At 35.1% G+C, this 23,622-nt stretch carries 23 protein-coding genes; 18 read left to right on the top strand and 5 right to left on the bottom strand.

Features of this window, described 5'->3' with window-relative positions; all coding sequences use genetic code 11:
* The first annotated feature begins 14 nt into the window (after positions 1-14).
* The 12 genes from GOQ16_RS04835 (at position 15) to GOQ16_RS04780 (ending at position 10,354) form a co-directional block, all read left to right on the top strand.
* Positions 15-2,204 carry a glutamine synthetase III family protein gene (locus tag GOQ16_RS04835; protein WP_149913717.1) on the top strand — a complete coding sequence of 730 codons (2,190 nt, stop codon included), beginning with the start codon at positions 15-17 and terminating at the stop codon, positions 2,202-2,204.
* Between the two features lie 94 nt (positions 2,205-2,298).
* Positions 2,299-3,042 (top strand): 3-deoxy-manno-octulosonate cytidylyltransferase, encoded by a 744-nt coding sequence (gene kdsB, locus GOQ16_RS04830; RefSeq protein WP_160068275.1) that lies wholly within the window; start codon positions 2,299-2,301, stop codon positions 3,040-3,042.
* 917 nt (positions 3,043-3,959) lie between these two features.
* Positions 3,960-4,931: a GNAT family N-acetyltransferase gene (locus GOQ16_RS04825; RefSeq protein WP_160068274.1), complete on the top strand. Its 972-nt coding sequence runs from the start codon at positions 3,960-3,962 to the stop codon at positions 4,929-4,931.
* Positions 4,932-5,056: 125 nt separating this feature from the next.
* Entirely contained in the window at positions 5,057-5,671 is a 615-nt protein-coding gene (locus GOQ16_RS04820) for an FMN-binding negative transcriptional regulator (protein WP_160068273.1), read from the top strand.
* A gap of 53 nt (positions 5,672-5,724) precedes the next feature.
* Complete coding sequence (locus GOQ16_RS04815) at positions 5,725-6,519, top strand: SDR family oxidoreductase (RefSeq protein WP_160068272.1); 795 nt, start codon at positions 5,725-5,727, stop codon at positions 6,517-6,519.
* 388 nt (positions 6,520-6,907) lie between these two features.
* Positions 6,908-7,372, top strand: coding sequence for a hypothetical protein (locus GOQ16_RS04810; protein WP_160068271.1), 465 nt, complete (start codon positions 6,908-6,910; stop codon positions 7,370-7,372).
* Positions 7,373-7,536: 164 nt separating this feature from the next.
* Entirely contained in the window at positions 7,537-7,980 is a 444-nt protein-coding gene (locus GOQ16_RS04805) for a DinB family protein (protein ID WP_160068270.1), read from the top strand.
* A gap of 137 nt (positions 7,981-8,117) precedes the next feature.
* Positions 8,118-8,516: a DUF1801 domain-containing protein gene (locus GOQ16_RS04800; RefSeq protein ID WP_160068269.1), complete on the top strand. Its 399-nt coding sequence runs from the start codon at positions 8,118-8,120 to the stop codon at positions 8,514-8,516.
* A 2-nt stretch (positions 8,517-8,518) separates the two neighbouring features.
* Complete coding sequence (locus GOQ16_RS04795) at positions 8,519-8,872, top strand: MmcQ/YjbR family DNA-binding protein (protein WP_160068268.1); 354 nt, start codon at positions 8,519-8,521, stop codon at positions 8,870-8,872.
* Position 8,873: 1 nt separating this feature from the next.
* Entirely contained in the window at positions 8,874-9,422 is a 549-nt protein-coding gene (locus GOQ16_RS04790; protein ID WP_160068267.1) for a dihydrofolate reductase family protein, read from the top strand.
* 59 nt (positions 9,423-9,481) lie between these two features.
* Positions 9,482-9,988 (top strand): SRPBCC family protein, encoded by a 507-nt coding sequence (locus GOQ16_RS04785; protein ID WP_160068266.1) that lies wholly within the window; start codon positions 9,482-9,484, stop codon positions 9,986-9,988.
* Positions 9,989-10,006: 18 nt separating this feature from the next.
* Positions 10,007-10,354: a DUF4180 domain-containing protein gene (locus GOQ16_RS04780; RefSeq protein WP_160068265.1), complete on the top strand. Its 348-nt coding sequence runs from the start codon at positions 10,007-10,009 to the stop codon at positions 10,352-10,354.
* Positions 10,355-10,409: 55 nt separating this feature from the next.
* On the opposite strand, the gene rseP is transcribed toward GOQ16_RS04780, so the two are convergent.
* The 5 genes from rseP to GOQ16_RS04755 all read right to left on the bottom strand — a co-directional run bounded on the left by rseP (position 10,410) and on the right by GOQ16_RS04755 (position 16,476).
* Positions 10,410-11,714: an RIP metalloprotease RseP gene (rseP, locus tag GOQ16_RS04775; protein ID WP_160068264.1), complete on the bottom strand. Its 1,305-nt coding sequence runs from the start codon at positions 11,712-11,714 to the stop codon at positions 10,410-10,412.
* Positions 11,715-11,724: 10 nt separating this feature from the next.
* Positions 11,725-12,894 (bottom strand): 1-deoxy-D-xylulose-5-phosphate reductoisomerase, encoded by a 1,170-nt coding sequence (locus tag GOQ16_RS04770; protein WP_160068263.1) that lies wholly within the window; start codon positions 12,892-12,894, stop codon positions 11,725-11,727.
* 16 nt (positions 12,895-12,910) lie between these two features.
* The gene (locus GOQ16_RS04765; RefSeq protein ID WP_160068262.1) at positions 12,911-13,702 is read right to left on the bottom strand and encodes a hypothetical protein; all 792 of its coding nucleotides are present in this window, start codon (positions 13,700-13,702) and stop codon (positions 12,911-12,913) included.
* A 162-nt stretch (positions 13,703-13,864) separates the two neighbouring features.
* Positions 13,865-16,009 carry a S9 family peptidase gene (locus GOQ16_RS04760; RefSeq protein WP_160068261.1) on the bottom strand — a complete coding sequence of 715 codons (2,145 nt, stop codon included), beginning with the start codon at positions 16,007-16,009 and terminating at the stop codon, positions 13,865-13,867.
* 128 nt (positions 16,010-16,137) lie between these two features.
* Positions 16,138-16,476, bottom strand: a complete 339-nt coding sequence (locus tag GOQ16_RS04755; RefSeq protein WP_149913733.1) for a DUF3276 family protein — start codon at positions 16,474-16,476, stop codon at positions 16,138-16,140.
* A 247-nt stretch (positions 16,477-16,723) separates the two neighbouring features.
* On the opposite strand from GOQ16_RS04755, the gene GOQ16_RS04750 reads away from it, so the two are divergent.
* The 6 genes from GOQ16_RS04750 (at position 16,724) to purH (ending at position 23,573) form a co-directional block, all read left to right on the top strand.
* Positions 16,724-17,587 carry a LiaF transmembrane domain-containing protein gene (locus GOQ16_RS04750; protein WP_160068260.1) on the top strand — a complete coding sequence of 288 codons (864 nt, stop codon included), beginning with the start codon at positions 16,724-16,726 and terminating at the stop codon, positions 17,585-17,587.
* Positions 17,588-17,592: 5 nt separating this feature from the next.
* Positions 17,593-18,639, top strand: a complete 1,047-nt coding sequence (locus GOQ16_RS04745) for a sensor histidine kinase (RefSeq protein ID WP_160068259.1) — start codon at positions 17,593-17,595, stop codon at positions 18,637-18,639.
* Entirely contained in the window at positions 18,632-19,369 is a 738-nt protein-coding gene (locus tag GOQ16_RS04740) for a LytR/AlgR family response regulator transcription factor (protein WP_149913736.1), read from the top strand. The genes GOQ16_RS04745 and GOQ16_RS04740 overlap by 8 nt, the downstream gene beginning before the upstream one ends.
* A 24-nt stretch (positions 19,370-19,393) precedes the next feature.
* Positions 19,394-20,827, top strand: coding sequence for a serine hydrolase domain-containing protein (locus GOQ16_RS04735; protein WP_160068258.1), 1,434 nt, complete (start codon positions 19,394-19,396; stop codon positions 20,825-20,827).
* Between the two features lie 79 nt (positions 20,828-20,906).
* A complete protein-coding gene (gene purN, locus GOQ16_RS04730; RefSeq protein ID WP_160068257.1) occupies positions 20,907-21,482 on the top strand; it encodes a phosphoribosylglycinamide formyltransferase in 576 nt (191 codons plus the stop codon).
* 564 nt (positions 21,483-22,046) lie between these two features.
* The gene (gene purH / locus GOQ16_RS04725; RefSeq protein WP_160068256.1) at positions 22,047-23,573 is read left to right on the top strand and encodes a bifunctional phosphoribosylaminoimidazolecarboxamide formyltransferase/IMP cyclohydrolase; all 1,527 of its coding nucleotides are present in this window, start codon (positions 22,047-22,049) and stop codon (positions 23,571-23,573) included.
* The last annotated feature ends 49 nt before the right edge of the window (positions 23,574-23,622 follow it).

Raw genomic sequence — 23,622 nt, 5'->3', positions numbered from 1 at the left:
CAAACAAACATAAGATGTCAAACTTCAGATTCGAATCCGTAAACGCTGCAGCCTCAAGAACAGCTTTACCAGAAGAAAAAGTAAGTACGAAAAGAGCGATAAACATTTATGGAAAAAATGTTTTCACAAACTCAAAAATGCAAGCTTACTTACCTAAATCAACTTTCAAAGAACTTAGCAAAGCAATTGAAGATGGAACGCAAATCTCTCGCGAATTAGCTGATGTGATTTCACAAGCTATGAAGACTTGGTCTATCGAGAATGGCGCCTCTCACTATACACACTGGTTCCAACCTTTGACTGGTACAACTGCTGAGAAACATGATGCTTTCTTCGAACCTGATGACAATGGTGATGCTATCGAAAAATTCACTGGTGATGCATTAGTTCAACAAGAACCAGATGCTTCTTCATTCCCTAATGGTGGTATCCGTAATACTTTCGAAGCGCGTGGTTATACAGCTTGGGATCCTTCATCTCCAGCATTCATCTATGAAACACCAGCTGGCAAAACTTTATGTATTCCTACAGTATTTGTTTCTTACACTGGTGAATCATTAGATTACAAAGCGCCATTATTGAAGGCTGTTGCAGCAATCGATAAAGCAGCGACTGATGTAGCACAATATTTTGACAAACAAGTATCTAAAGTAAACGCATCTTTAGGTATCGAACAAGAATATTTCTTAGTAGACTTAGCGTTATACAATGCACGTCCTGACTTACAATTGACTGGCCGTACATTATTTGGCCACATGTCTGCTAAAGGACAACAATTAGAAGACCACTATTTCGGAGCTATTCCTGAGCGCGTATTGGCATTCATGGTAGACTTAGAAAATGAATCTTTGAAATTAGGTATTCCATTAAAAACTCGTCACAACGAGGTTGCTCCTTCTCAATTTGAGTGTGCACCGATGTACGAAGAAATCAACTTGGCTATCGATCACAACCAATTGTTGATGAATGTAATGGAGCAAGTGGCTATCCGTCACAACTTCAAAGTATTATTACACGAGAAACCATATTCTGGTGTTAATGGTTCAGGTAAACACAACAACTGGTCATTAATCACAAATACAGGTGTAAACTTGTTGTCGCCAGGCAAAACGCCTAAAAACAACTTGATGTTCTTGACATTCTTCGTAAATACGATCAAAGCTGTTTATGAGTATGCAGACTTATTACGCGCTTCTATCGCGAGTCACTCGAATGATCACCGTCTAGGTGCTAATGAGGCTCCTCCAGCGATTATCTCGATTTTCCTAGGTTCTCAATTAGATGAAATCTTAGAAGAAGTAGAATCAGCACGCGTAGCGAAAAAAGTAAAAGCAGAAACAAACTTATGGCACGGTATTCCTAAAATCCCTGAATTGAGATTGGATACTACTGACCGTAACCGTACTTCACCATTCGCCTTCACAGGTAACAAATTCGAATTCCGTGCGGTAGGTTCATCAGCGAATTCAGCATTGCCAATGACGGTTTTGAACGCTATCGTAGCAGCGCAATTGATCGAATTTAAAGCTGAAGTTGATAAACAAATCAAAAAAGGAACGAAAAAAGATCTTGCTATCTTAAACGTTATCCGCAAATACATCAAAGATTCTAAAGCTATTCGTTTCGAGGGAAATGGTTATAGTGATGAGTGGGCTGCTGAAGCAGAAGCTAGAGGCTTGTCTAACATCAAATCTACACCTAAAGCATTAGACGTATACGTAAAAGAAGAATCTTTAGAATTATTCGAAAGATTAGGTATCTACTCAAAACGTGAATCAGAAGCACGTCACGAGATCTTGTTAGAAAACTTCTACAAGAAATTACAAATCGAGGCACGTGTAATCGGTGAGGTTGTAAATAGCCAAATCGCTCCTGCTTGTTTCACTTACCAAAATGAGTTAATCCAAAACGTTAAAGGTCTTCAAGATTTAGGTTTAAACAAAGAAGCATATTCTTCACAATTGAACTTGGTAGAGCGTATCTCTAAGCATACAAACACGATCTTAGAGAAATCGGAGGCTATGCGTCAAGAGCGTAAAAAAGCTAACAATATCGAAGATATCCGCGAAAGATCAATTGCTTACGATGAGGCTGTAAAACCTTACTTTGATGAAATCCGTTACCACGTAAACAAATTGGAGAAAATTGTTGACGATGCGAAATGGCCTTTACCAAAATTACGTGAGTTGTTATTTATCCACTAGTAGCTAATCAACCTTCATATAAATTCAAGGTAAGTAGCCACCATATTTGGTGGCTACTTTTTTTGTTTTCAATTTTAATAGCTTAAATTCGAGTATGAAAATAATCGGTATTATTCCTGCTCGCTATGATTCGAGTCGATTTCCAGGCAAGCCCCTAGTAGATATTGCTGGACAATCTATGATTCAGCGCGTCTATCAACAAGCCAAACACGCTACTTCCCTATCCGAAGTTATCGTCGCTACGGATGATCAACGTATATATGACCATGTCAAAGGTTTCGCTGGCAATGTGATTATGACAAGCAACGAGCACCAATCGGGCACAGACCGTTGTGCAGAGGTAGCAGGAAGTTTAGTTGGTTTCGATGTCGCCATCAATATTCAAGGTGACGAACCTTTTATTGATCCTCAACAGATTGATTTGCTAGCTTCATGTTTTGAAAAATCAGATACCGAAATTGCGACGTTGATCCGTCGAGTAGAAACAGAAGTTGAACTTTTCAACGAAAACAAACCCAAAGTAGTCTTAAACCGTAAAGGTGAAGCCATTTATTTCTCGAGACAGGCAGTTCCATTTTTGCGGGGTATAAAATCCAATGAATGGCTCGCGCACAGACCGTATTACAACCACATCGGTATCTACGGATACCGTACTGATATCTTACAACAATTGACAGCTCTACCCCTATCCGATCTGGAAACTATGGAAGCGCTCGAGCAATTGCGCTGGATAGACCATGGCTACAAAATTCAAACCGCTATTTCTAGCCATTCAAATGATGCGATAGACACTCCGGAAGATCTTAAACAGGTATTAAACAAGTACTTTAATCTATAAAATACTATTGCGCATTTCAAATAAAGATAATTCCCAATTTATGTCTCATTATCTGAAATGCGCAACAAGACCAATATACACAAACAATTATAATACAACAATATACAAGCAATTATACACTTCTAAGAAAAAGCTCAAATTGCGTGTATCATAATGTTGGTATTTTTTTTCAAATCAATGTTAGAAAATCAAAGAGTTAAATTAAAAATCATTTTTAGGTACAAATTCAAATAATTCTAATTTAGATGAAACAGAAAATTATTGGGTTTTAATTGGAAAAACTGGAAAAGTTATTGAAGCTAAAAATGAAAATTTTGAGAAAAAAGTTTTAGTATTATTTGATGATAATTTAGATAATTTGAATTTATTCAATCATAATCTAATCAAAAATTCTTTATGGATTCTAACTACAGATTTAGAATTATTAAATAGAATCAAAATGAAGGCAATTTTATTCATTGACGAAAATTTAGTCCGTACCATAAATTTAGAAATTTCGGATGAGTTTATGAGATTACTTTCTTGAGTATTTTTTCCAACTGAAACCTGAAGGAGGAATTGGAAGAATGCATTCTTTGGAATTTAGCGATGAAATTATTGTTGAAACAGCAGGAAATAATATTGAAGAAATAAAATACTTCCGCTAAAGGGGTTAACTGTTTCACAACTCCTTCAAAAAGTTAAAAATTAAAAATATTCGACCTCGTTTAAGCCGATTTAAGCGAAGTTTGTTGTTTTATTAGGATTGGCTAATTGATAAATTGTCAGGCATATCCACAAAAGTAGACATTCTATTACGGCAATACTTTGAGCTATTATTATTGTATTATTACTATTGAATTTCAGATATTTATTAAAATTATAACATCCTGCTGTCTTCAAAAACAGAAATCATATTGATTTAGAAATTTCTTATTATGGAAATACATATAACAAAGACATTGAGTCAAACACAATTTGATCAAATCATAAAACTTTGGAATGCAGAGTATCCGATCAAACTTCAAAATAGATTTGAACTGCTATTGATTGATGTGCAAAACTATAATCATTATCTTATTGAAGAAAATAACCAAATTTTAGCATGGGCGGTTGCTTTCGATAAGGAAAACGAAACACGATTTTCAATTATTGTTAAGGATGAGCATAAAGACAAAGGATTAGGCACTTTATTAATAGAAAAGCTCAAATTTGAATTAGGAGAATTTTATGGTTGGGTAATCGATCATGATAACGATCTTAAAGCAAATGGAGAAGTATATAAATCCCCACTCGCATTTTATCAAAACAAAGGCTTTGAAGTTTTATATAATCTGCGAATTGATAATGAAGTTTTAAAAGCTGTAAAAATAAAAAGTCCGGTGAAAGTGTCTGCTGAAACTTCACGATTCATACTACGCGAAATAATACCTAGTGATTTAGATGGTCTTTTTGAATTGGATAGTGATGCAGATGTGCATCGGTATTTAGGAAATGAGCCTGTGAAAAATAAAGAACAGATTGCAGAAGTAATACAGTTTATCAGAAATCAATATCTGGTTAATGGTATTGGACGTTGGGCAATAATTGAAAAAAACACAAACAATTTTGTAGGATGGACAGGCTTGAAATTAGTAACCGAAATGGTGAATAAACATCAAAATTATTATGATTTGGGTTATAGGATAATTAGGAAATATTGGGGAAAGGGTATTGCGACTGAAACTGCAAGAGCAGTATTGGATTATGGTTTTAAGAATTTGAACGTGGATAAGATATATTCTATTGTTCACCCACAAAATGAAAGCTCTAAAAATGTCCTGCATAAACTTGGATTTATTTATCAAGAATCATTTGATTTTGACAACGAGGAAACCTATTGGTACAACTTAGATAGATCAAACTGGTAATTAATAAATTGAAAATTCAGTATAAAATTAAATTCACTAAACTTTTAATATCTTGATATTCAATTAAATAATAAAAAATTAGATTCAGAATAGATATACACGTAAATCCCATATTCAAAAGCAAAATGTACGTTCCTTCCAAATTTCAGCTAACAGATAAGACAGAGTTACTCGACTTCATGCAAAGATTTAGCTTTGCTACTATCATTACTACTAAGAATAATATCCCGATTGCTACACAATTGCCATTTGTTATTAAACAAAGAGAGGATAAACTAATTCTTTCTGCACATTTTGCTATAGCAAATGAACAGGTGAATTATATAGAAGATACTATTTCGTTAGTTATTTTTTCTGAACCTCATGCCTATATTTCGCCATCACATTACGACAAATTGGAAAGTGTTCCTACTTGGGATTATATTTCAGTACATGTCTACGGAAAAGCTAAGATTCTTCATACTACAGATGAAAAAATGCAAGCTTTGGAAGACATGATCCATTTTTACGAAAAAGATTATTACGAACAATGGAAAAGTTTTTCAGAAAAATATATTCAAGGCATGCTAAAAGGTATTGTTGCATTTGAATTAGAAGTTACAGAAGTGCAAGGACAACAAAAACTAAGTCAAAATAAATCTCAAGAGGTAATTGGCAGGATAGTTCAGCATTTAGAAAACAGCGAAATACAAACTGAAAAAGATTTAGCGAAATATATTTTAAAAGCTAGCAAACTTTAATCTGATATATAAAATTCTTTGGTTAAATTTAAGTAAATCAATCGCCCACAACTATGAATATCGTCATTACCGGTGCTTCATCCGGAATAGGTAAAGCTGTTGCTAATCACCTCGCTAAGGTTGGTCATCAGGTGCTAGGCACGAGTCGTTACAAGGAAGGGCGTTTTGATAATTTTGAATTGCTAAAACTAGATGTAACGGATAATTCTTCGGTAGAGAAATTTATTGAACAAATTTTTCAGCGATTTCAGCAAGTGGATGTGCTAATCAACAATGCAGGATATGTTATTTCTGGACCTGTGGAGAACATAACTATTGAGGAAGCAAAGCAGCAAATAGATACGAACTATTTTGGTGTTGTACGTCTCACGCAAAAGTTCCTCCCACATTTCAGAGCGAATAATAAAGGAAAAATTATCAATATATGCTCGCTAGCTGGACAAATTGGGATGCCTTTTCAAGCACACTATTCCGCTAGTAAATATGCTTTGGAAGGTTTTACCGACGCTTTGCGTTTAGAATTATCACCTTTCAAAATTCAAGTTTGTAATATCAATCCAGGTGATTTTCGCACAAATATTACCTACAATAGAAAGATAACCCCTCATATTGACTCAGCCTATAAAATGCAATTTGAAAGAATTTTAGATATTTACGCTACAGAGGAAAATAATGGCGCAGATCCTGTAAGAATTGCCAATTTAATTACTTCTCTACTTTCAAAAAACAAGTTAAAAGCACGTTATACTGTTGGAAAATTTTCTCAAACTTCCTCTGTAACTTTTAAACGTATTTTTGGAACACAACTATTTGAACGTGTAATGAAAATCATGTGGAAGATTAAATAAAAAAATTTATTCAAATTATTAATAATCAATTATAATCACCGAATATGACTAGGATTTCCTTTTGAAAACAAAAAACAAAAAACATAAATAATAGTAAGGATTTGGGTGATTTAAATGAATGGATTTAATAGTTCTAATGTATCCCAGAAGGAAAGTATTTTGCGTCATTAAAATTAGTAGTAAATATTAATACAAAATATTGTAGCAACTTAAGGTATTTTTACGTTAAAATATTGTAGGTATATATAAATTTATTGTAACAATACCTATAATTAGGTATTACATACCCAGTTGATAGACTTTATTTCATATATTTATATATAGTAAATTTTGCAATTGTAAATTATTACAACATCTACTTTTTTTAACCTTTAACAACGCAGTTAATATGAATTTATTCCAATTACAACCCAAACAAACGGACAGTATGCCTGATGACAAATTAACTCAAGCATACAACCGATTACAGAGCATACTTAAAATAGCGCAGATTAAGCCGCTATCTGAAGTTGCTACGAATAAAATAAATGATAAAATCAAAGCACTTAATTCATCAACTAAAATTAATGGTGCACTTTATCGTCTAATCACCCTTACTGAAAACGAAATTGTTGATATCATAGAACAAGATGTTAAAATCGTTCCTGTAGGATATTACAGCAAGCGATGGCTTGCGATAGGAATGAGTGCATTCGGGATTTCATTAGGTGTAATAATAGGTTTGATTACAAAAAATATGGCATTCTTAGGTATTGGATTGCCCATTGGACTTGGCATTGGCGCATTAATTGGAAGACAAATGGATTCTAAAGCGGCTTTAGAAGGTCGTCAATATGAAATTACAGTTTCTTAAAAAAACTAAGAATACGATTGTAATACCCTTACATCCACATTAGAAAATGAGCCTTATGAATGTATACTAAGGCTCACTTTTTTATCAATAATTTACACCATCTCATTAAACCTACTCCAAGAATAACTGAATTTATCTAAATTTATATAACCAACACTATAAACATGAAGGAGAAGTTCGCTGAATTATTCGAATACAACCAAAAAATGAATATGGAACTTATAAAGTTAATAGGTTCACATTATGCTCAAGTGTCAGAAAAGACATTCTTGTTGCTCTCACATATCATCAATGCTCATCAAATATGGAATGCGAGAATTATTCAACGTAATGAATTTGGCGTGTGGCAATTAAATGATTGGAATACTGTTGCAGCATTAAACAATTCAAATTTTACGGACACACTGCATATTTTATCTTCTGAGGATTTGAATCGAATTGTTACCTATAAAACTTCCACAGGAGTAGTTTTTGAGAACAAATTAGACGATATTCTTTTCCATATTATAAATCATTCCACCTACCACAGAGCACAGATTGCAACTGAATGTCGCAATTCTGGGATTACTCCCCTACTATCAGATTATATAATGTACAAAAGGTTATAAAAAATCTGATTCGCCTTTAGGTTAATGCTATATAAATTAATTCTTTGCATAAGACAATTCTTAACCCAATTAAATCCTGTAAATTAGCTTTCGTTACACCAACTGCAACGCAGTTATGTAACCGAAAATCTTTATTTATGAATAAATATATTGACCTAACAGCTTATCATCAATCTTTATTACCTAATGATCGTGGAATCTGTGAATTACTTTGTAACACTATTAATGAAAACCTTAATTATACTGAAAATAAAATATGGCATGGACATCCCGTATGGTTTATAGATGGAAATCCCATTGTAGGATATAGTAAACAAAAGAATGGTGTACGTATGATGTTTTGGAGTGGGGCTGATTTTGAAGAAGAAAAGCTATCGATTAAAGGTGAGAAATTTAAAGATGCATCAATATTTTATAATTCTGAAGACGAAATTTATCAAGATGATTTAATGCGATGGCTAATTAAAGCTGAAAATATTCAATGGGATTATAAAAATATAATTAAGCGTAAGGGTCAACTTCTTAGACTGAAATAATTATGGTCAATTTTGAATCATTTCGAAAAATTGCATTAGCGTATCCTGAAGCAATTGAAGATACACATTTCGATAAGCTATCATTTCGTGTTAAAAAGAAGATCTTTGCAACGTATAATCCTAAAAAAAACCAAGTTTCGGTCAAACTTTCTCTCTCTGATCAAGATTTATATGGATTAATTGATAAAAACACAATTTACGCAGTTCCAAATGCTTGGGGAAAACAAGGCTGGACAATAGTAGAACTCAATACAATTAATGAAGAGATAATTACAGCTATTGTACGAAGTGCATATTGTCAAGTCGCTCCAGCAAAACTTGCCAATACATATCTTGATCAAGAAAATATCACGTGATATGGGAAATATTATTTGCGCAATAAATATGACGATAGATGGTAATTTTGATCACAACCAATCGTTACCTGATGCACATGTTCATGCGCACTATACCGACCTGCTGAAAAAAGGAACTACGATTTTGTACGGTCGCAAAACCTATGAACTAATGTTGTATTGGAAAGATACATTAAAGAATAAAAACTCCGATTTCGAAAGTTATGCGTTTGCAAAAACTATACATGCTATCCGAAAAATTGTATTTTCAAACACATTACATAGAACCAATTGGTCGACAGCAGAATTGGCCAATAACACACTCTTAGAAACCTTAAAAAACCTAAAAGAAGAAAGAGATGCAATAGTGTATATCGGTAGTCGAAGTTTGATGCTACAGTTGTTATCGCTGAAACTGTTAGACGAAGTACAACTTTGTATTCATCCAATGGTCACTTCTACTAGACGGTTATTATTTGAAGGTCTGGAAGGTCAGATTGTTTTCAAACAAAAATTAATCAAAACGCTGCCTGGTGGACATATCATCCTATCGTTACGTCCAATTTATTAAATTATCAAAAACAAGCTTTATTTCCATTTGTTCAAATAACAGAACAATATCAGAGCATTATGAAAAAGAATTTAGCTTTTGACTTTTCTATTGACAGAGAAAGCAATACCATCGAAATAAAAAAGGAATATGCAGCAGATCAAAAACTAGTTTGGGAAGCTTGGACTACACAAGAATGGCTGGATAAATGGTGGGGACCTCAACCTTGGCATGTAGAAACAAAGACTTTGGATTTCATTCCTAATGGAATATGGCATTATGCGATGGTAGGTCCAGAAGGCGAAAAACATTGGAGTCTATCACAATTCATCAGCATTGATGTACCAAATGCATTTATTCAAAAAGGCGGATTTTGTAATGAAGAGGGAATTATGAATCCTGATTTACCTCAAAGCACTTGGGAAGTTACATTCACTCCGGTGGATGAGCATACGCTTGTAGATTGCAAGCTTACATATGATACGGCAGAAGATTTAGGTGTATTTTTGCAAATGGGTTTCCAAGAAGGAATAACAATTTGTTTGAAACAACTTGACAATTTGTTAGAACAGAAAACTTCCACTTAATAATTCAATCACTCTTTAATGGAAATTAAAACACGGATAATCAACAACAAACAAGTAGCGGAAATCATAGCTGATGAAGTAATAATAAACAATTTGGAGGACGCTCTGGATTTAATTGGTAATGTGTATTATCAAGGGTTTGATACATTGATTCTTCATGAGAAAAATATAACGCCTAAATTCTTTGACTTAAAAACTAAACTGGCTGGAGACGTCTTACAAAAATTCACCCAATACCAATTGGCATTGATTATAATTGGTGATTTTGAAAAATATCAAAGTAAAAGCTTAAATGACTTTATTTACGAGAGTAATCAGGGCAAGCAAGTCAATTTCGTCAAGACCTTAGATAATTTAAGCTCCTAAAACAAGAGAGCCGAAACAGTTGATGTTTCGGCTCTCTATTATATATTTATACTTTTTACCACTTTATAATATCATTTCCGAAGGTAAATAACATCAATGCGATTAGTATAAAGAACCCGATCATTTGTGCTGTTTCTAAGAACTTATCACTTAAAGGTTTTCCTTGAATCATTTCAATCAACAAGAACACGACATGGCCACCATCCAACGCAGGAATAGGCAATAAGTTCATAAAGGCTAATGCCATAGACAACATACCCACCAAATTCCAGAAACGCGACCAATCCACTTCGTCACCAAACATCTTAGCAATACCAACAGGTCCAGAAAGTGCTTTATCTGCTCTCACCTCTCCTTTAAATATCTTTCCAAAACCTTTAATGTTGTCTGTAATCACAGAGAAGGCTTTATTAACACCTATCGGTAAAGACTCACCAAAAGAATAGCTGCGCATCACCACAGGTAAGTTAGAAAATCCCAATTTACTAGACGTATCTGCCGCTGCTACCAATTGCACAGAATCAGTACCACGTAAGACATTCAATTGAATTTCTTTTCCTTTATTCTTAGCCACCTCATCTTGGAATATATCCAATCGGTCGACTTGTACTCCATTGATAGCAATAATTTGATCACCTTTTTTAAGTCCCATTTTGTCCGCACGGGTATCTTTCACCACCGTATCCACAGGCAACATCTTAAATATTGGCGTTACAAATTCATTTTTCTTGTGATCAGCTACGTCATTCAACATCGTGGCAGGAAGTGTAATATCAAGCGTTTGACCTTGACGCTCTACTTTCAATACCGCATCACCCATCAATACTTCTGAAGTCATCAAATCTTTCATGAAAAGATTTGCAGGATTACCATTTACGGCTAAGATTTTATCGCCTTCTACAAGACCAATCTTCTCCCCGATGATTCCAGGCTTTAAACCCCAAAGTTTTGTATTATCAAAATCTGAATCTCCGTATTTGAACACAAGCATCCAGAATACCAAAATACCGACAATCACATTGACAATAATACCACCAAGCATCACGATAAGACGTTGCCAAGCTGGTTTTGAACGGAATTCCCAAGGTTTTGGTTCTTCTTTAAGCTGTTCCGTATCCATAGATTCGTCTACCATACCAGCGATTTTTACATAACCGCCTAACGGCAACCATCCGATACCGTATTCACAATCTTTATATTTGAATTTGAATAACTTTACGCCCCAAGCATCAAAAAATAAATAAAACTTCTCAACCTTGATTCCAAAAGCTCTTGCGGCTAAGAAGTGTCCTAATTCGTGTAGTATAATTAAAATAGATAAAGCCAGAATAACCTGACCTACCATCACCAATGTTCCCATTTAACTCTTTCTAATTTTTATATTTTACTTTATTGATTAAATCTCGTGCCACGATTCTGCTTTCGGTGTCGAACGCAATATAATCATCCAAACTTAAGTTATTCGTATTTTTTATATGACATAATGTCTCCTCAAGTATATCCGACATCCCTAAGAATGACACTTTATCTTCCAAGAAAGCTGCAACAGCAATTTCGTTCGCAGCATTCAATACGCAGCAACGATTTCCACCCTCCGCTAACGCATCATAAGCCAATTGAAGATTTCTGAATGTTGCTAAATCTGGCTTTTCAAAAGTTAAATTGCCATAATCCATGAAATCAAATCTTTTGAATGAATTTTTATAACGTTGCGGATAAGTCAACGCATATTGAATAGGCAACTTCATATCTGGCAAACCCATTTGTGCCTTCATCGAACCATCTTCAAACTGTACGATCGAATGTATAATAGATTGCGGGTGCACAATGACATCGATTTGATCTATATTCAAATCAAACAACCACTTAGCCTCGATTACTTCAAGCCCTTTGTTCATCAAAGAAGCTGAATCTATCGTAATTTTGGCACCCATTGACCAATTCGGATGTTTCAATGCTTGTGCTTTACCAACAGAGGCCAGCTGTTCTCTTGTCCTACCTCTGAATGGCCCTCCAGATGCTGTCAAATATATTTTCTCTATTGGACTTGGTTCGCCCACCAAACATTGAAAGATAGCAGAGTGCTCGGAATCTACAGGCAACATTTTTACATTATGTTGCTTTACTAGCCCCATGATCAACTCTCCACTTACGACCAAAGTTTCTTTATTCGCTAGCGCAATGTCTTTACCACATTGAATTGCTTTGACCGTAGGTCTCAATCCAGCGGAACCGACAATTGCGTTAAGTACCACATCGATTTCATCCAACTGAACAGCTTCTACTAAACCCTCTTCTCCGTAAAGCACCTTTATACCTGTGCCAGCTAAAGCGTCTTTCACTTTTGCATATACAACTTCAGACACCATAACCACAATCTTGGGATTAAACTCTAAAGCTTGTTTAATTAGGTCATCTGCATTATTGCTCGCTGTCAGAACTGATATTTCAAATTTGTCTGGAAATTCACGTGCAACATCCAAAGCCTGCGTACCGATACTTCCTGTAGAACCTAATATGGCTATATTTTTTTTCTCCAAAACTTCCCTTATATTCCTAAATAATGTTTTTCAATAACTCTGGATCATCACTCCCCTTGTACTCCTTAATCATGCCTACATAGGCAACCGCAAGAACCAGACTCACTGAAGGAATGATTACGAATGTATTAATTGCACTCATGATTTTGGCGAAGATAGTGTAATCCATATATTCAAAAAACAGTTGTCCCATATATGTAGACGCCAATAATGCCATCAAGATAAGTAAATTGGTTGTATTTCCGCGAGTAAAAGCAATACTTAACTTAATAGATCTTATAAATCCGAAATTATTTTCCAAGATAAAAAAAGGAAAAAATGATATACGGATGAGTACGAACATCATAATTACACCTGTAATCAATGGATTAATTTCATATGCAATCCTATCCATCTCAACACCCATATATAATAAGGGCATACAAAGTATCGCACACACTAAATATGCTAACCCCGTGATAAGAGAATACGACAACAAACCTAAAATAAAATGTATAAATTGTTTAGTGGAAGGTACATAACTCATTAATTCGGCTTTTTTGACATCTTTAGCCAAAAGTATGGCGCGCTTAATTAGCACTAACTGCAGACCAAAAAACAAAATCACAAAAATTAACAACAATACGAATCGAATACCACTACCTGTGAGATCACTCAGATAAATTGCTAAATACGTAGATAAATTGTTAGTGACAAACAACAAAAAACACAACCCCGCAACCGATATATAGTGTTTCCTCAAAATACTTAATGCTTGGAGAAACACATCATTAGCACGAAAAGTACTTTCTTTTAAAAATTCTAACATGTTGATTAATAATACTGCAAAGATGATATATTTTTCGCACTACAACAATGAAAATCTTTGGGGTTTCATTCTTTTTTTATCAACGTAATGACTACTTACTAACATGTTACTCTATAGCACAAAAAAAGCTTCGTTTTCACGAAGCTTTTCGGTATTTATAATTTATTTAAAATCTGCTGGAACAGGTCTTTCTAATAAATTTTGATAGTAAAAACGTACTCGCTCTTTAAAATCATATTTAGTTTTCGAACGATTCCAACCGTGTCTACTTCCAGGATAAATCATAAATTCAAATGGAACATCACGATCTGTCAAGGCATCCACTAATTGTATAGTATTTTGCATATGCACGTTATCATCCATATCCCCGTGCAAGATACGCAGACCACCTTTGTATTTGTCTACATACGTTAAGATGGAGCCATTTTTATACCCTTCAGGATTATCTTGAGGTGTATCCATCCAACGCTCCGTATAATGCGTATCATACAATTCCCAGCTCGTAACAGGAGCTCCAGCAATACCATAATCAAAATATTCCGAACCTTTGGTCAACGCTAAACAAGTCATATAACCTCCATAACTGTGACCAGTAATCAATAACTTATCCTTCTTAACAAAAGGTTTTGCTTTCAACCATTTTGCAATCGTGATATAATCCACCAATTCCCAGTTTCCTAAGTTACGGTGCATCCATGCGACCCCTTGCTTGCCATAATGTCCTGAAGCTCTGTGATCACATTCGATTTGAATAATACCTTCATTAGCCCAATGTTGCGACATACCACCATATGGACTCGTTGATGTGTTTTTCCATGTATTTCTTACAGAACCTGCATCAGGACCACCATAGATATTCATGACCACAGGATATTGCTTGGACTCATCGAAATCTACAGGATAGGTAATGATTACGGGCAAATCAAACTTTCCGTCTTCCGACTTTACCGTTAAATATTCTGTTTTTCCAATTTTGTACTTTTCAAAATCAGGAGATTTAGCATCTGCTAATTCTTTCAACACTTTACCCTTATTATCTACCAAAGAAACTTTAGCTGGTGTACTTACATTGGAATAAGTTGTCAAAAAATATTTCCCATTTGGTGATACGGAAACTTGATGTGTATAATTTCCAAAGGTTAGGCGTTTTAAATTTTTACCCGAATAATCAACGCGGTAAAGATCCGAAGTCGCAGAATTTTCTTTACGTGCGGTGAAATATATAACTTTAGATTTCTCATCTATGTGCTGCAACTTGGAAACTTGCCAATCGCCAGATGTAATCGCATTAACCAATTTTCCATCCAATGTATACAAATAATAATGTGCCCAACCTGTTTTATCAGACTTTAAAATATAATGTTTATTATCTGTCAAATATGTAATGCGCTCATCGTGATCTAGATTGATCCAAGTTGATTGCTCTTCATTGTATATTTCTTTTTTCGTTCCAGATAAAGGGTTTACACTATAAAATTTCAAGTTCGTCTGATCACGGTTCATCCATTGCACCATAATAGATTTGCTGTCGTAACTCCAATATGGTTCTCCAAAGTATTGGTCATCTTTCTCATCGAAATCTGCCCACTGCACATTTTTCTCCTCAACTTTCACAAAACCAACTTTTACTTCTGGATTGCTTTGCCCTGCTTTAGGATAACGCGTTTGTTCCAAGTAACCATTTTGACCTTTTGATCCGTAAATTGGAAACATCGGAACTTTAGTGTCGTCGAATCGCATAAATGCAATTTGCTTGCTATCCGGTGACCACCAAAATGCCTTATAATTGGTAGCACGTCCTAAAATTTCTTCATAATACACCCAAGAAGACCAACCGTTGTAAATAACATCGGTACCATCTGTTGTGTATTGCGTTTCTGCTCCATTATCAACGGTAACACTGTACAAATTGCTTTCTCTTGTAAACGCTACATACTTACCATCGGGAGATAATGTAGGATTTTGTTCAGGAATGTCTGGTGAATTGGTTAACTTTTTCTCCTGTCCATTCGCAAACTGAATATAAATATCATTATTCTTTGCTACTACTTTTGTGCTTTTGATTTCTGTAGGAACATAGATTTCACGATGTCCATTCGACACATTTACTTTATACGTACGATTATCTTCACGATTAAGTTCCAAATAGTGGTCATTATCAGCCCACCCCGTGAATCCATTAATTGGTTTTGTAACAGTACTTACTCTTCCCCAAGCTTCATCAAAGGTTAATTTTTGTTGCGCTACAGACTGCGAGCCAACAAACAAAAGCCCGATGACTGCAAAATTAGTCCAATGTTTTATCATATTCAATTTTATAAAACCACGAAAATAATCGATTCCCTTACAACAAACGATATATTTATTGTAACAACTTTAAAATTAAAAAAGCCACTTTGCTAGAGTGGCTCGAATATCTTGTTAGGGTTTAGTATTTAGAAAGAAAAATTATCCTTCGCTACATACTCACCACTATTTTCATAAGCAGATTCTTCTTGACTAGGTTCGTATCTTTTCTCTACGACATCTTGGTTAGATTTTATGTATTCCACCACCTCTGTTAATCCCTCTGCGAACTTTTCAAAATCCTCTTTGTATAAGAAAATTTTATGTTTGATAAACTGACCATCTTCAAAACGTTTTTTACTCTCTGTAATAGTCACGTAATAATCATTCGATCGTGTTGCTTTTACATCAAAAAAATAAGTACGTTTTCCAGCTCTCACCTTTTTTGAAAATACTTCTTCACGTTCTTTGTTTTCAAAATCTCCCATTAGTCTAGTAAGTATTTAAGTTTAAATCTTATATTTTAATGTCATAAATATATAATATATCTTATTAAAGAACCAAATTTTTTGCAAAAAATAATTATTTTTTGTTAATAAAGATTTGAAATCATTTTTTAGAATGTATTTTTACCGATAAAATCAGATACTTTACCGAGTAAGCTACTACAAATACCTAATTACAGTGTGTCCAGTGCAATCGGGTATTTACTTTTGAGCTATTAAATATAGAGTAATGGAAAAGTCAACGCATACAAATCAAAACCCACAATTGCCACCAAGCAATAATAAGTCGTCCACTACAGTTGGAGCTATTATTATTCTTTTTGGTGTGTTTCTACTCCTAAACAATTTGGACTTGGGATTTTTATTTCCTAGTTGGCTGTTTAGCATCCCTATGATTTTGATTATAATCGGACTTGTCATCGGTATAAATTCAAAATTTGAAAAAAAATCATCATTTATATTACTTACAATCGGAGGTATATTTCTACTGCGCAAGATTTTTGATAACTTCAATCCTTTTCAAGTGCTTTTGCCTGCAATCGCTATTGTGATTGGTATCTACATCATAAACAGAAATAGAAAAGCTCCAACAATTCCTACTCCACCAGAGAACACGCCTCCTCCACATCCTACGGACGAGTTTGATTGGGATCGTCGTGTAGTAGATTTAACTGATGATACTGGAGCAAATAATCAAAATTCTTCACACCAAAATACAGGGCATTATGGGGCGTATAATCAGTTCCAGTATGCCGAAAACTATTTAAAGGTCGATGCTATTTTTGGCAATTCAAATAAAATTATATTGTCCAAAAATTTCTTAGGTGGTACGATTACAAATATTTTTGGATCTTCCGTGATCAACCTTTTACAAGCGGATCTATCACAGCCAGTCGTAATTGATACTTTTCAATTATTTGGAAGTACAAAAATAATAGTTCCAGCACATTGGGTGGTGACACCTTCGATCTCTTCCATATTTGGGGATGTGGATGACCGTAGAATAATCATCAATCATCCGTATGATGAATCTAAAAAATTGTTCCTTACAGGAACATCATTATTTGGAACTGTAACTATAAAAAATAGCTAAAGTAAATGTTTGCATCTACCTTCAAACTAAACTCAAAAACAGCGTTAATCCACTTCAGTGTATGGATTATCTTTGTTTTATACTTTGCTGTTTCTTATTTCTTGCTTTGGTGGGAATTCAAACCAGTTCGCGTTTCATTTGTAGAACCTCTAATTAGTGCTTTGACTATGGCGCTTTGCTGTTATTTGGTATTTAGTTCGATGAAATTTTATAATCCGACTAAAAAGCAGTATTTCAAAATAATTGCTTTTTGCTTGACTTTAACGGTAATGAGTTTGGGAATTTCCATATTTTGTATTTACCAATTTTTTGACAATCCGTCGCTTGTTCATTATTACCACAAATTACCCTATAAGTTTATCATCAACTTTTTAGTGCTTTCATGTATTATGATCATCAATATATTTTGGAATGTACAGGAAGAAGCTATTGAAAATGATCGTCGTAAATTAGAATCCGAGCGTTTGGTACGCGATGCAGAATTGTACAACCTTAGACAACAACTTCAACCGCACTTCCTGTTTAATAGCTTGAATTCTATTATAGCTCTAATAGGGTTAAAACCCGATTTAGCGAAGAAAATGACTTTTCAGCTATCGGACTTTTTGAGAGGAACGATGCGTAAAGATGACAAACAATTGATTCCTTTGGCTGACGAAATCAAACATTTGGAATTGTATCTGGAAATAGAAAAAGTAAGATTTGGACATCGATTACAAACTAATTTCCATTACGAGGACGAAGTGCTTCACAGCAAAGTACCGTGTATGATTATACAGCCGCTGATGGAAAACGCGATTAAGCATGGCCTGTACAATATTATTGGTGATGTGGACATCAATACACAAATCACACTAGAACATAATATGCTGAATATTGAAATAACAAATCCATACGATACCGATCAATTTTACAACAAAAAAGGAACTGGATTTGGGCTTTCAAGCATACAAAGACGTTTGTTCTTAATATATAGCCGTACCGATTTATTACACATTCGCAAAACAGAGAATCAATTCACAGCCATCATAAAAATACCTCAACATGATTAAAGCAATAATTATAGATGATGAGCCTTTGGCTCGTATGATTATACATGAATATCTTCAAAAGGAAAATGATTTTGAAATCGTAGCCGAATGTGGCGATGGTTTTCAAGGCGCAAAAGCAATTCAACAGTACAAACCAGACATTGTTTTTTTGGATATTCAAATGCCAAAGTTGACAGGTTTTGAGATGTTGGAAATTTTGGATGAAATGCCACATATTATTTTCACTACAGCATTTGAGGAATATGCATTGAAAGCATTTGAAAAGAATGCGGTGGATTATCTGTTGAAGCCTATTTCGCAAGATCGATTTGATCAGGCTCTCGAAAAGTTTAGATCGTTACATGTTACGAAACAAAAACAGCAAGGCGTAAAGGCTTTGAAAGAAGATTTAGAAGAGGAAACATTAGAGCGTATTGTCGTAAAAAATGGTACGCAAATCAAATTAATTCCGGTTCAACAAATCATCTTTTTGGAGGCTTATGATGATTATGTAAAGATTCACACTAAAGATGGTATGTTTTTGAAAAACAAAACTATGTCTTCTTTTGAAAAACAATTGGATCCAAAACAATTTGTACGCGTGCACCGATCATTTATTATCAAAGTAGACCAACTCGCGAAGATTGAGCCGATGGAAAAAGAAAGCTATAAAGGCATTCTTATCAACGGCGACAAAGTAAACATCAGTAAATCAGGATATGCAAGATTAAAACAAACAATTGGCTTATAACCGATTGTTTGTTAATTTTGCGACATGATACATAAAGCACTACTATTTGTTTGCAATATCTTACTCTTCAGTTCGACCTTAATCGCTCAATCTCCTGTAGAGCGTAGAAACCGAACTGTTTTCAATAGAATTGAATATTTCATTAATACCAAACAGCCAGATTCGGTTTATACATTAGCATCAGAAGAATTTAAACGATCTGTTGATAAACAAGGATTTATTGATATGATCAGCAATATGGCGAATTACGGAAAGATTTCGAATACCGAACCTGTCACATTCGCTAATAATATCGCTGGATATAATGTACTATTGGGAAGTTCGAAGACATCTATTCATCTTGGTGTAGACTCGAATTACAAATTCAACTACTTTTTGGTAAAACCTGATCACATTCAGACCGTAAGAAAAGAAGAGGTAAAATCAAATGTGAACAACCAAAATCCCTTGGATTTTTATGTGGATTCCATCGCTAGAGCCTATCTTTCAAATCCCAACACCAAGTCTTTGGCTATCGGTGTGATCAATAAAAATAGCATCAATACCTTCTTCTACGGACAGACTGACGCGGCTAACACAGCTTCATTACCTGACGGAAATACGTTGTACGAAATCGGTTCTATTTCCAAAGTGTTTACGGCTACGCTGCTTGCTGATTTGGTCGAAAAAGGAACAATTTCATTAGATGATAGTATCACAAAATACTTGCCTGACACGTTAGCACAAAATCCCTATTTGCAAAAAATCACTTTCAAGCATTTGGCGAATCATACATCTGGATTGCCAAGATTGCCCGAAAATTTGGATAAAGTGGCTAAGTACAATCCTAAAAATCCGTACGCAAACTACAGTCGTAAAGACCTATTTCACTATTTGAAAGATGTAAAAAGTGATAATGAGCCTGGCGAAAATTTCGAATACAGCAATTTAGGTTATGGTTTATTAGGAGAATTGATTTCAATTATTACCCAAAAAACCTACAGCCAAAATATCAAAGAAATCATTTCGGATACTCTAAAATTGCCAAACACTGTTGAGAAAGCAAACCCTAAGACACAAAAGCTAACGAAAGTATACAATGCGCACGGACAAGAAACACCTATTTGGGATTTTCAAGCTTTTGCGGGAACAGGTGCTTTGAAATCTACAGTGCACGATTTATTACGCTTCGCGCAATACCAATTCAAATTACCAGAGACAACATTGGAAAATGCGATGGCGATGACAAGACAATTCACGTACTTTCTGCCTCCAAATACGGATATCGGTCTAGCTTGGCACATGAATATGGTCGACGATGTCATTCAACTTTGGCACAACGGTCGAACGGCCGGAAGCTCTTCGTTTATTGGTTTGGTGCCCGACAAGAAATCCGCTATTGTTGTTCTTTCGAATTCTGCCCTTTCGGTGGATGAAATAAGCAGTAAAATCTTGAGTAAGATTGCTAATCTTAAATAATGACATTCAATAAATACAAGCATTCCGTCAAATGATGCACAGAATGCTTATATTTGAGAAAATATTAACTAATAACAACGTGAAAAAACGCATTGCTATTTTTGCTTCGGGGTCAGGTTCAAATGCTCAAAAAATTATGGAGCATTTCAAATACGCTGACGAAGCCGAAGTATCATTAGTACTAAGCAACAATCCTGACGCTTACGTATTACAAAGAGCCGACAATTTTGAAATTCCATCGCATATCTTCGATAGACATGAATTCTATCAAACGGATAATGTAGTCGACATATTAAAACGATTAGACATTGACTTAGTTGTGTTAGCAGGTTTCTTGTGGTTAGTACCCGAAAATCTTTTGAAAGCATATCCAAACAAAATCATCAACATCCATCCGTCCCTATTGCCAAAACATGGCGGTAAAGGTATGTACGGAGACCGCGTACACAAAGCGGTATTAGCAGCAGGTGACGAAGAGCACGGTATTACCATTCACTTTGTAAATGAAAACTTTGACGAAGGCGAAGTAATCTATCAAGGTCGATTCAAAGTCGAAAAAGACGACACATTGGAAACAATTAAATTCAAAGGACAACAATTAGAACATCTACACTACCCAAAAGTCGTAGAAAATCTATTAAAGAAATATCATTAAAAAATCGCACCCAAAAGGTGCGATTTTTATGTTTATTAACTTCTATAGTCTCGTTCAAGCCGCGAGGGGCTCATACTTTCTTCCTTGATGACGAAAGTATGCAAAGCAATCAAGGCTTGGATATTTTGGCTAAAATAACCTCGTTATCGCTAAACAGATTTGAGCCGTTTCACTTCCTAAATCTGTTTTTAACGCTTTCACTTCACTGATTTCTTAACGCAAAAATACCCTAGGCCGATTCTTCTGGCAACTACTAAATAAATCACTATCCTTACAAATTCTTAAATATCGCCTTAGCGGATCGGCAACAGCAGGAAAAGTGAGCCATTGTGCCGATACGGTACAGCGATGAGTTTTGCCTACTTTTGCGGTCAAAAGTAGGATGCCCGCCCGGCATAGTGGGCTTAAAGTAAGAAATTCAAAACAGATTTCTCCTTGCGTCGAAATGACGAGCTATATGTCTAGTTCATAAAATTGAACTTATTCATTTCAGCAAATAAATAGCCTCTATCACTATGAAATACACACATTAATTTTTACCTTTGCTGCTCCAAATAAAAAACAATGAATCATCCTGTTAAGATTAAAAATGCATTAGTTTCTGTCTACTACAAAGACAATCTAGCCCCACTTATTCAATTACTAAACAAGTACGGAGTTACTTTCTACTCTACAGGCGGTACGGAAGCTTTTATCCGTGACTTAGGAATTGGCGTTGAGCGCGTTGAAGATTTGACGGGCTACCCTTCAATCTTAGGTGGTCGCGTAAAAACATTACATCCAAATGTATTTGGCGGTATCCTTTCGCGTCGTCCTTTGGCAGAAGACAAACAACAAATTGACGAATATAACATTCCAGAAATCGACTTAGTAATCGTGGATTTATATCCATTCGAAGAAACTGTTGCTTCTGGTGCTTCAGAGCAGGATATTATTGAGAAAATCGACATCGGTGGTATTTCATTAATCCGTGCAGCAGCTAAAAACTTCAACGATGTAGTTATCATCTCTTCGAAAAATGACTATACAGAATTAGAAGAAATCTTAGCGGCGCAAGAAGGTGCTACTTCATTGGAGCAACGTAAGTCATTCGCAAAACGTGCTTTCAATACATCTTCACACTACGATACAGCAATTTTCAATTACTTCAACCAAGAAGAACCAATCGAAGTATTCAAACAATCAGAGCAAAAAGCACAAGTATTGCGTTACGGTGAAAACCCACACCAAAAAGGTGTTTTCTTCGGTGATTTGGACGCAATGTTTGACAAATTGAATGGTAAAGAATTATCATACAACAATTTGGTGGACGTAGATGCAGCAGTAGCTATCGTTGACGAATTCCAAGAGCCTACTTTTGCAATCTTAAAACATACAAACGCTTGTGGTGTTGCTTCGCGCGAGACGGTAAAACAAGCTTGGATTGACGCTTTAGCATGTGACCCAGTTTCTGCTTTCGGTGGTGTATTAATTACAAACGGCGAAGTAGACGGCGAAACAGCTGCTGAGATCAACAAATTATTCTTCGAGGTATTGATCGCCCCTTCCTATTCTGAAGAAGCTATAGCTATCTTGACAGAAAAGAAAAACAGAATTATTTTACGTCGTAAAGAAGTGCAATTGCCTACAGAGCAATTCAAAACTTTATTAAACGGTGTCATCTTACAAGATAAAGACAACACAGTAGAAGGTCCTGAACAAATGACTACCGTAACGAAAGTTGCGCCTACTGCGGCACAATTAGAAGACTTGTACTTTGCGAACAAAATCGTGAAACATACAAAATCTAACACAATCGTATTTGCGAAAAACGGTACATTAATCGCTTCGGGTGTAGGTCAAACTTCACGTGTAGACGCATTGAAACAAGCTATCGAAAAAGCAAAAGCTTTCGGTTTTGATTTAGTAGGTTCATCTATGGCATCAGATGCTTTCTTCCCTTTCCCTGACTGTGTAGAAATCGCTGGTGATAATGGCATCGCTGCAGTATTGCAACCAGGTGGTTCGATCAAAGACAAATTGTCTATCGAAATGGCTGACGAAAAAGGTCTTGCGATGGTAACTACAGGTGTTCGTCACTTCAAACACTAATCTTATTTTTATTAGGATATAGAAAAGCTCAATCGAAAGATTGGGCTTG

Origin of the sequence: Sphingobacterium bovisgrunnientis (assembly GCF_009829085.1) — a bacterium.
Lineage (GTDB): Bacteria > Bacteroidota > Bacteroidia > Sphingobacteriales > Sphingobacteriaceae > Sphingobacterium > Sphingobacterium bovisgrunnientis.
This window is presented reverse-complemented; position numbering and strand designations above follow the sequence as displayed.

Bases quoted from the DNA above. Each gene is read 5' to 3' on its own strand.
- GOQ16_RS04735 (WP_160068258.1), top strand. From the start codon at position 19,394: ATGATACATAAAGCACTACTATTTGTTTGCAATATCTTACTCTTCAGT.
- GOQ16_RS04795 (WP_160068268.1), top strand. From the start codon at position 8,519: ATGGTCAATTTTGAATCATTTCGAAAAATTGCATTAGCGTATCCTGAA.
- GOQ16_RS04780 (WP_160068265.1), top strand. From the start codon at position 10,007: ATGGAAATTAAAACACGGATAATCAACAACAAACAAGTAGCGGAAATC.
- kdsB (WP_160068275.1), top strand. From the start codon at position 2,299: ATGAAAATAATCGGTATTATTCCTGCTCGCTATGATTCGAGTCGATTT.
- GOQ16_RS04790 (WP_160068267.1), top strand. From the start codon at position 8,874: ATGGGAAATATTATTTGCGCAATAAATATGACGATAGATGGTAATTTT.
- GOQ16_RS04810 (WP_160068271.1), top strand. From the start codon at position 6,908: ATGAATTTATTCCAATTACAACCCAAACAAACGGACAGTATGCCTGAT.
- GOQ16_RS04750 (WP_160068260.1), top strand. From the start codon at position 16,724: ATGGAAAAGTCAACGCATACAAATCAAAACCCACAATTGCCACCAAGC.
- GOQ16_RS04800 (WP_160068269.1), top strand. From the start codon at position 8,118: ATGAATAAATATATTGACCTAACAGCTTATCATCAATCTTTATTACCT.
- GOQ16_RS04755 (WP_149913733.1), bottom strand. From the start codon at position 16,476: ATGGGAGATTTTGAAAACAAAGAACGTGAAGAAGTATTTTCAAAAAAG.
- GOQ16_RS04760 (WP_160068261.1), bottom strand. From the start codon at position 16,009: ATGATAAAACATTGGACTAATTTTGCAGTCATCGGGCTTTTGTTTGTT.
- GOQ16_RS04740 (WP_149913736.1), top strand. From the start codon at position 18,632: ATGATTAAAGCAATAATTATAGATGATGAGCCTTTGGCTCGTATGATT.
- rseP (WP_160068264.1), bottom strand. From the start codon at position 11,714: ATGGGAACATTGGTGATGGTAGGTCAGGTTATTCTGGCTTTATCTATT.
- GOQ16_RS04820 (WP_160068273.1), top strand. From the start codon at position 5,057: ATGTACGTTCCTTCCAAATTTCAGCTAACAGATAAGACAGAGTTACTC.
- GOQ16_RS04765 (WP_160068262.1), bottom strand. From the start codon at position 13,702: ATGTTAGAATTTTTAAAAGAAAGTACTTTTCGTGCTAATGATGTGTTT.
- GOQ16_RS04835 (WP_149913717.1), top strand. From the start codon at position 15: ATGTCAAACTTCAGATTCGAATCCGTAAACGCTGCAGCCTCAAGAACA.
- GOQ16_RS04805 (WP_160068270.1), top strand. From the start codon at position 7,537: ATGAAGGAGAAGTTCGCTGAATTATTCGAATACAACCAAAAAATGAAT.
- GOQ16_RS04785 (WP_160068266.1), top strand. From the start codon at position 9,482: ATGAAAAAGAATTTAGCTTTTGACTTTTCTATTGACAGAGAAAGCAAT.
- GOQ16_RS04745 (WP_160068259.1), top strand. From the start codon at position 17,593: ATGTTTGCATCTACCTTCAAACTAAACTCAAAAACAGCGTTAATCCAC.
- GOQ16_RS04825 (WP_160068274.1), top strand. From the start codon at position 3,960: ATGGAAATACATATAACAAAGACATTGAGTCAAACACAATTTGATCAA.
- GOQ16_RS04815 (WP_160068272.1), top strand. From the start codon at position 5,725: ATGAATATCGTCATTACCGGTGCTTCATCCGGAATAGGTAAAGCTGTT.
- purH (WP_160068256.1), top strand. From the start codon at position 22,047: ATGAATCATCCTGTTAAGATTAAAAATGCATTAGTTTCTGTCTACTAC.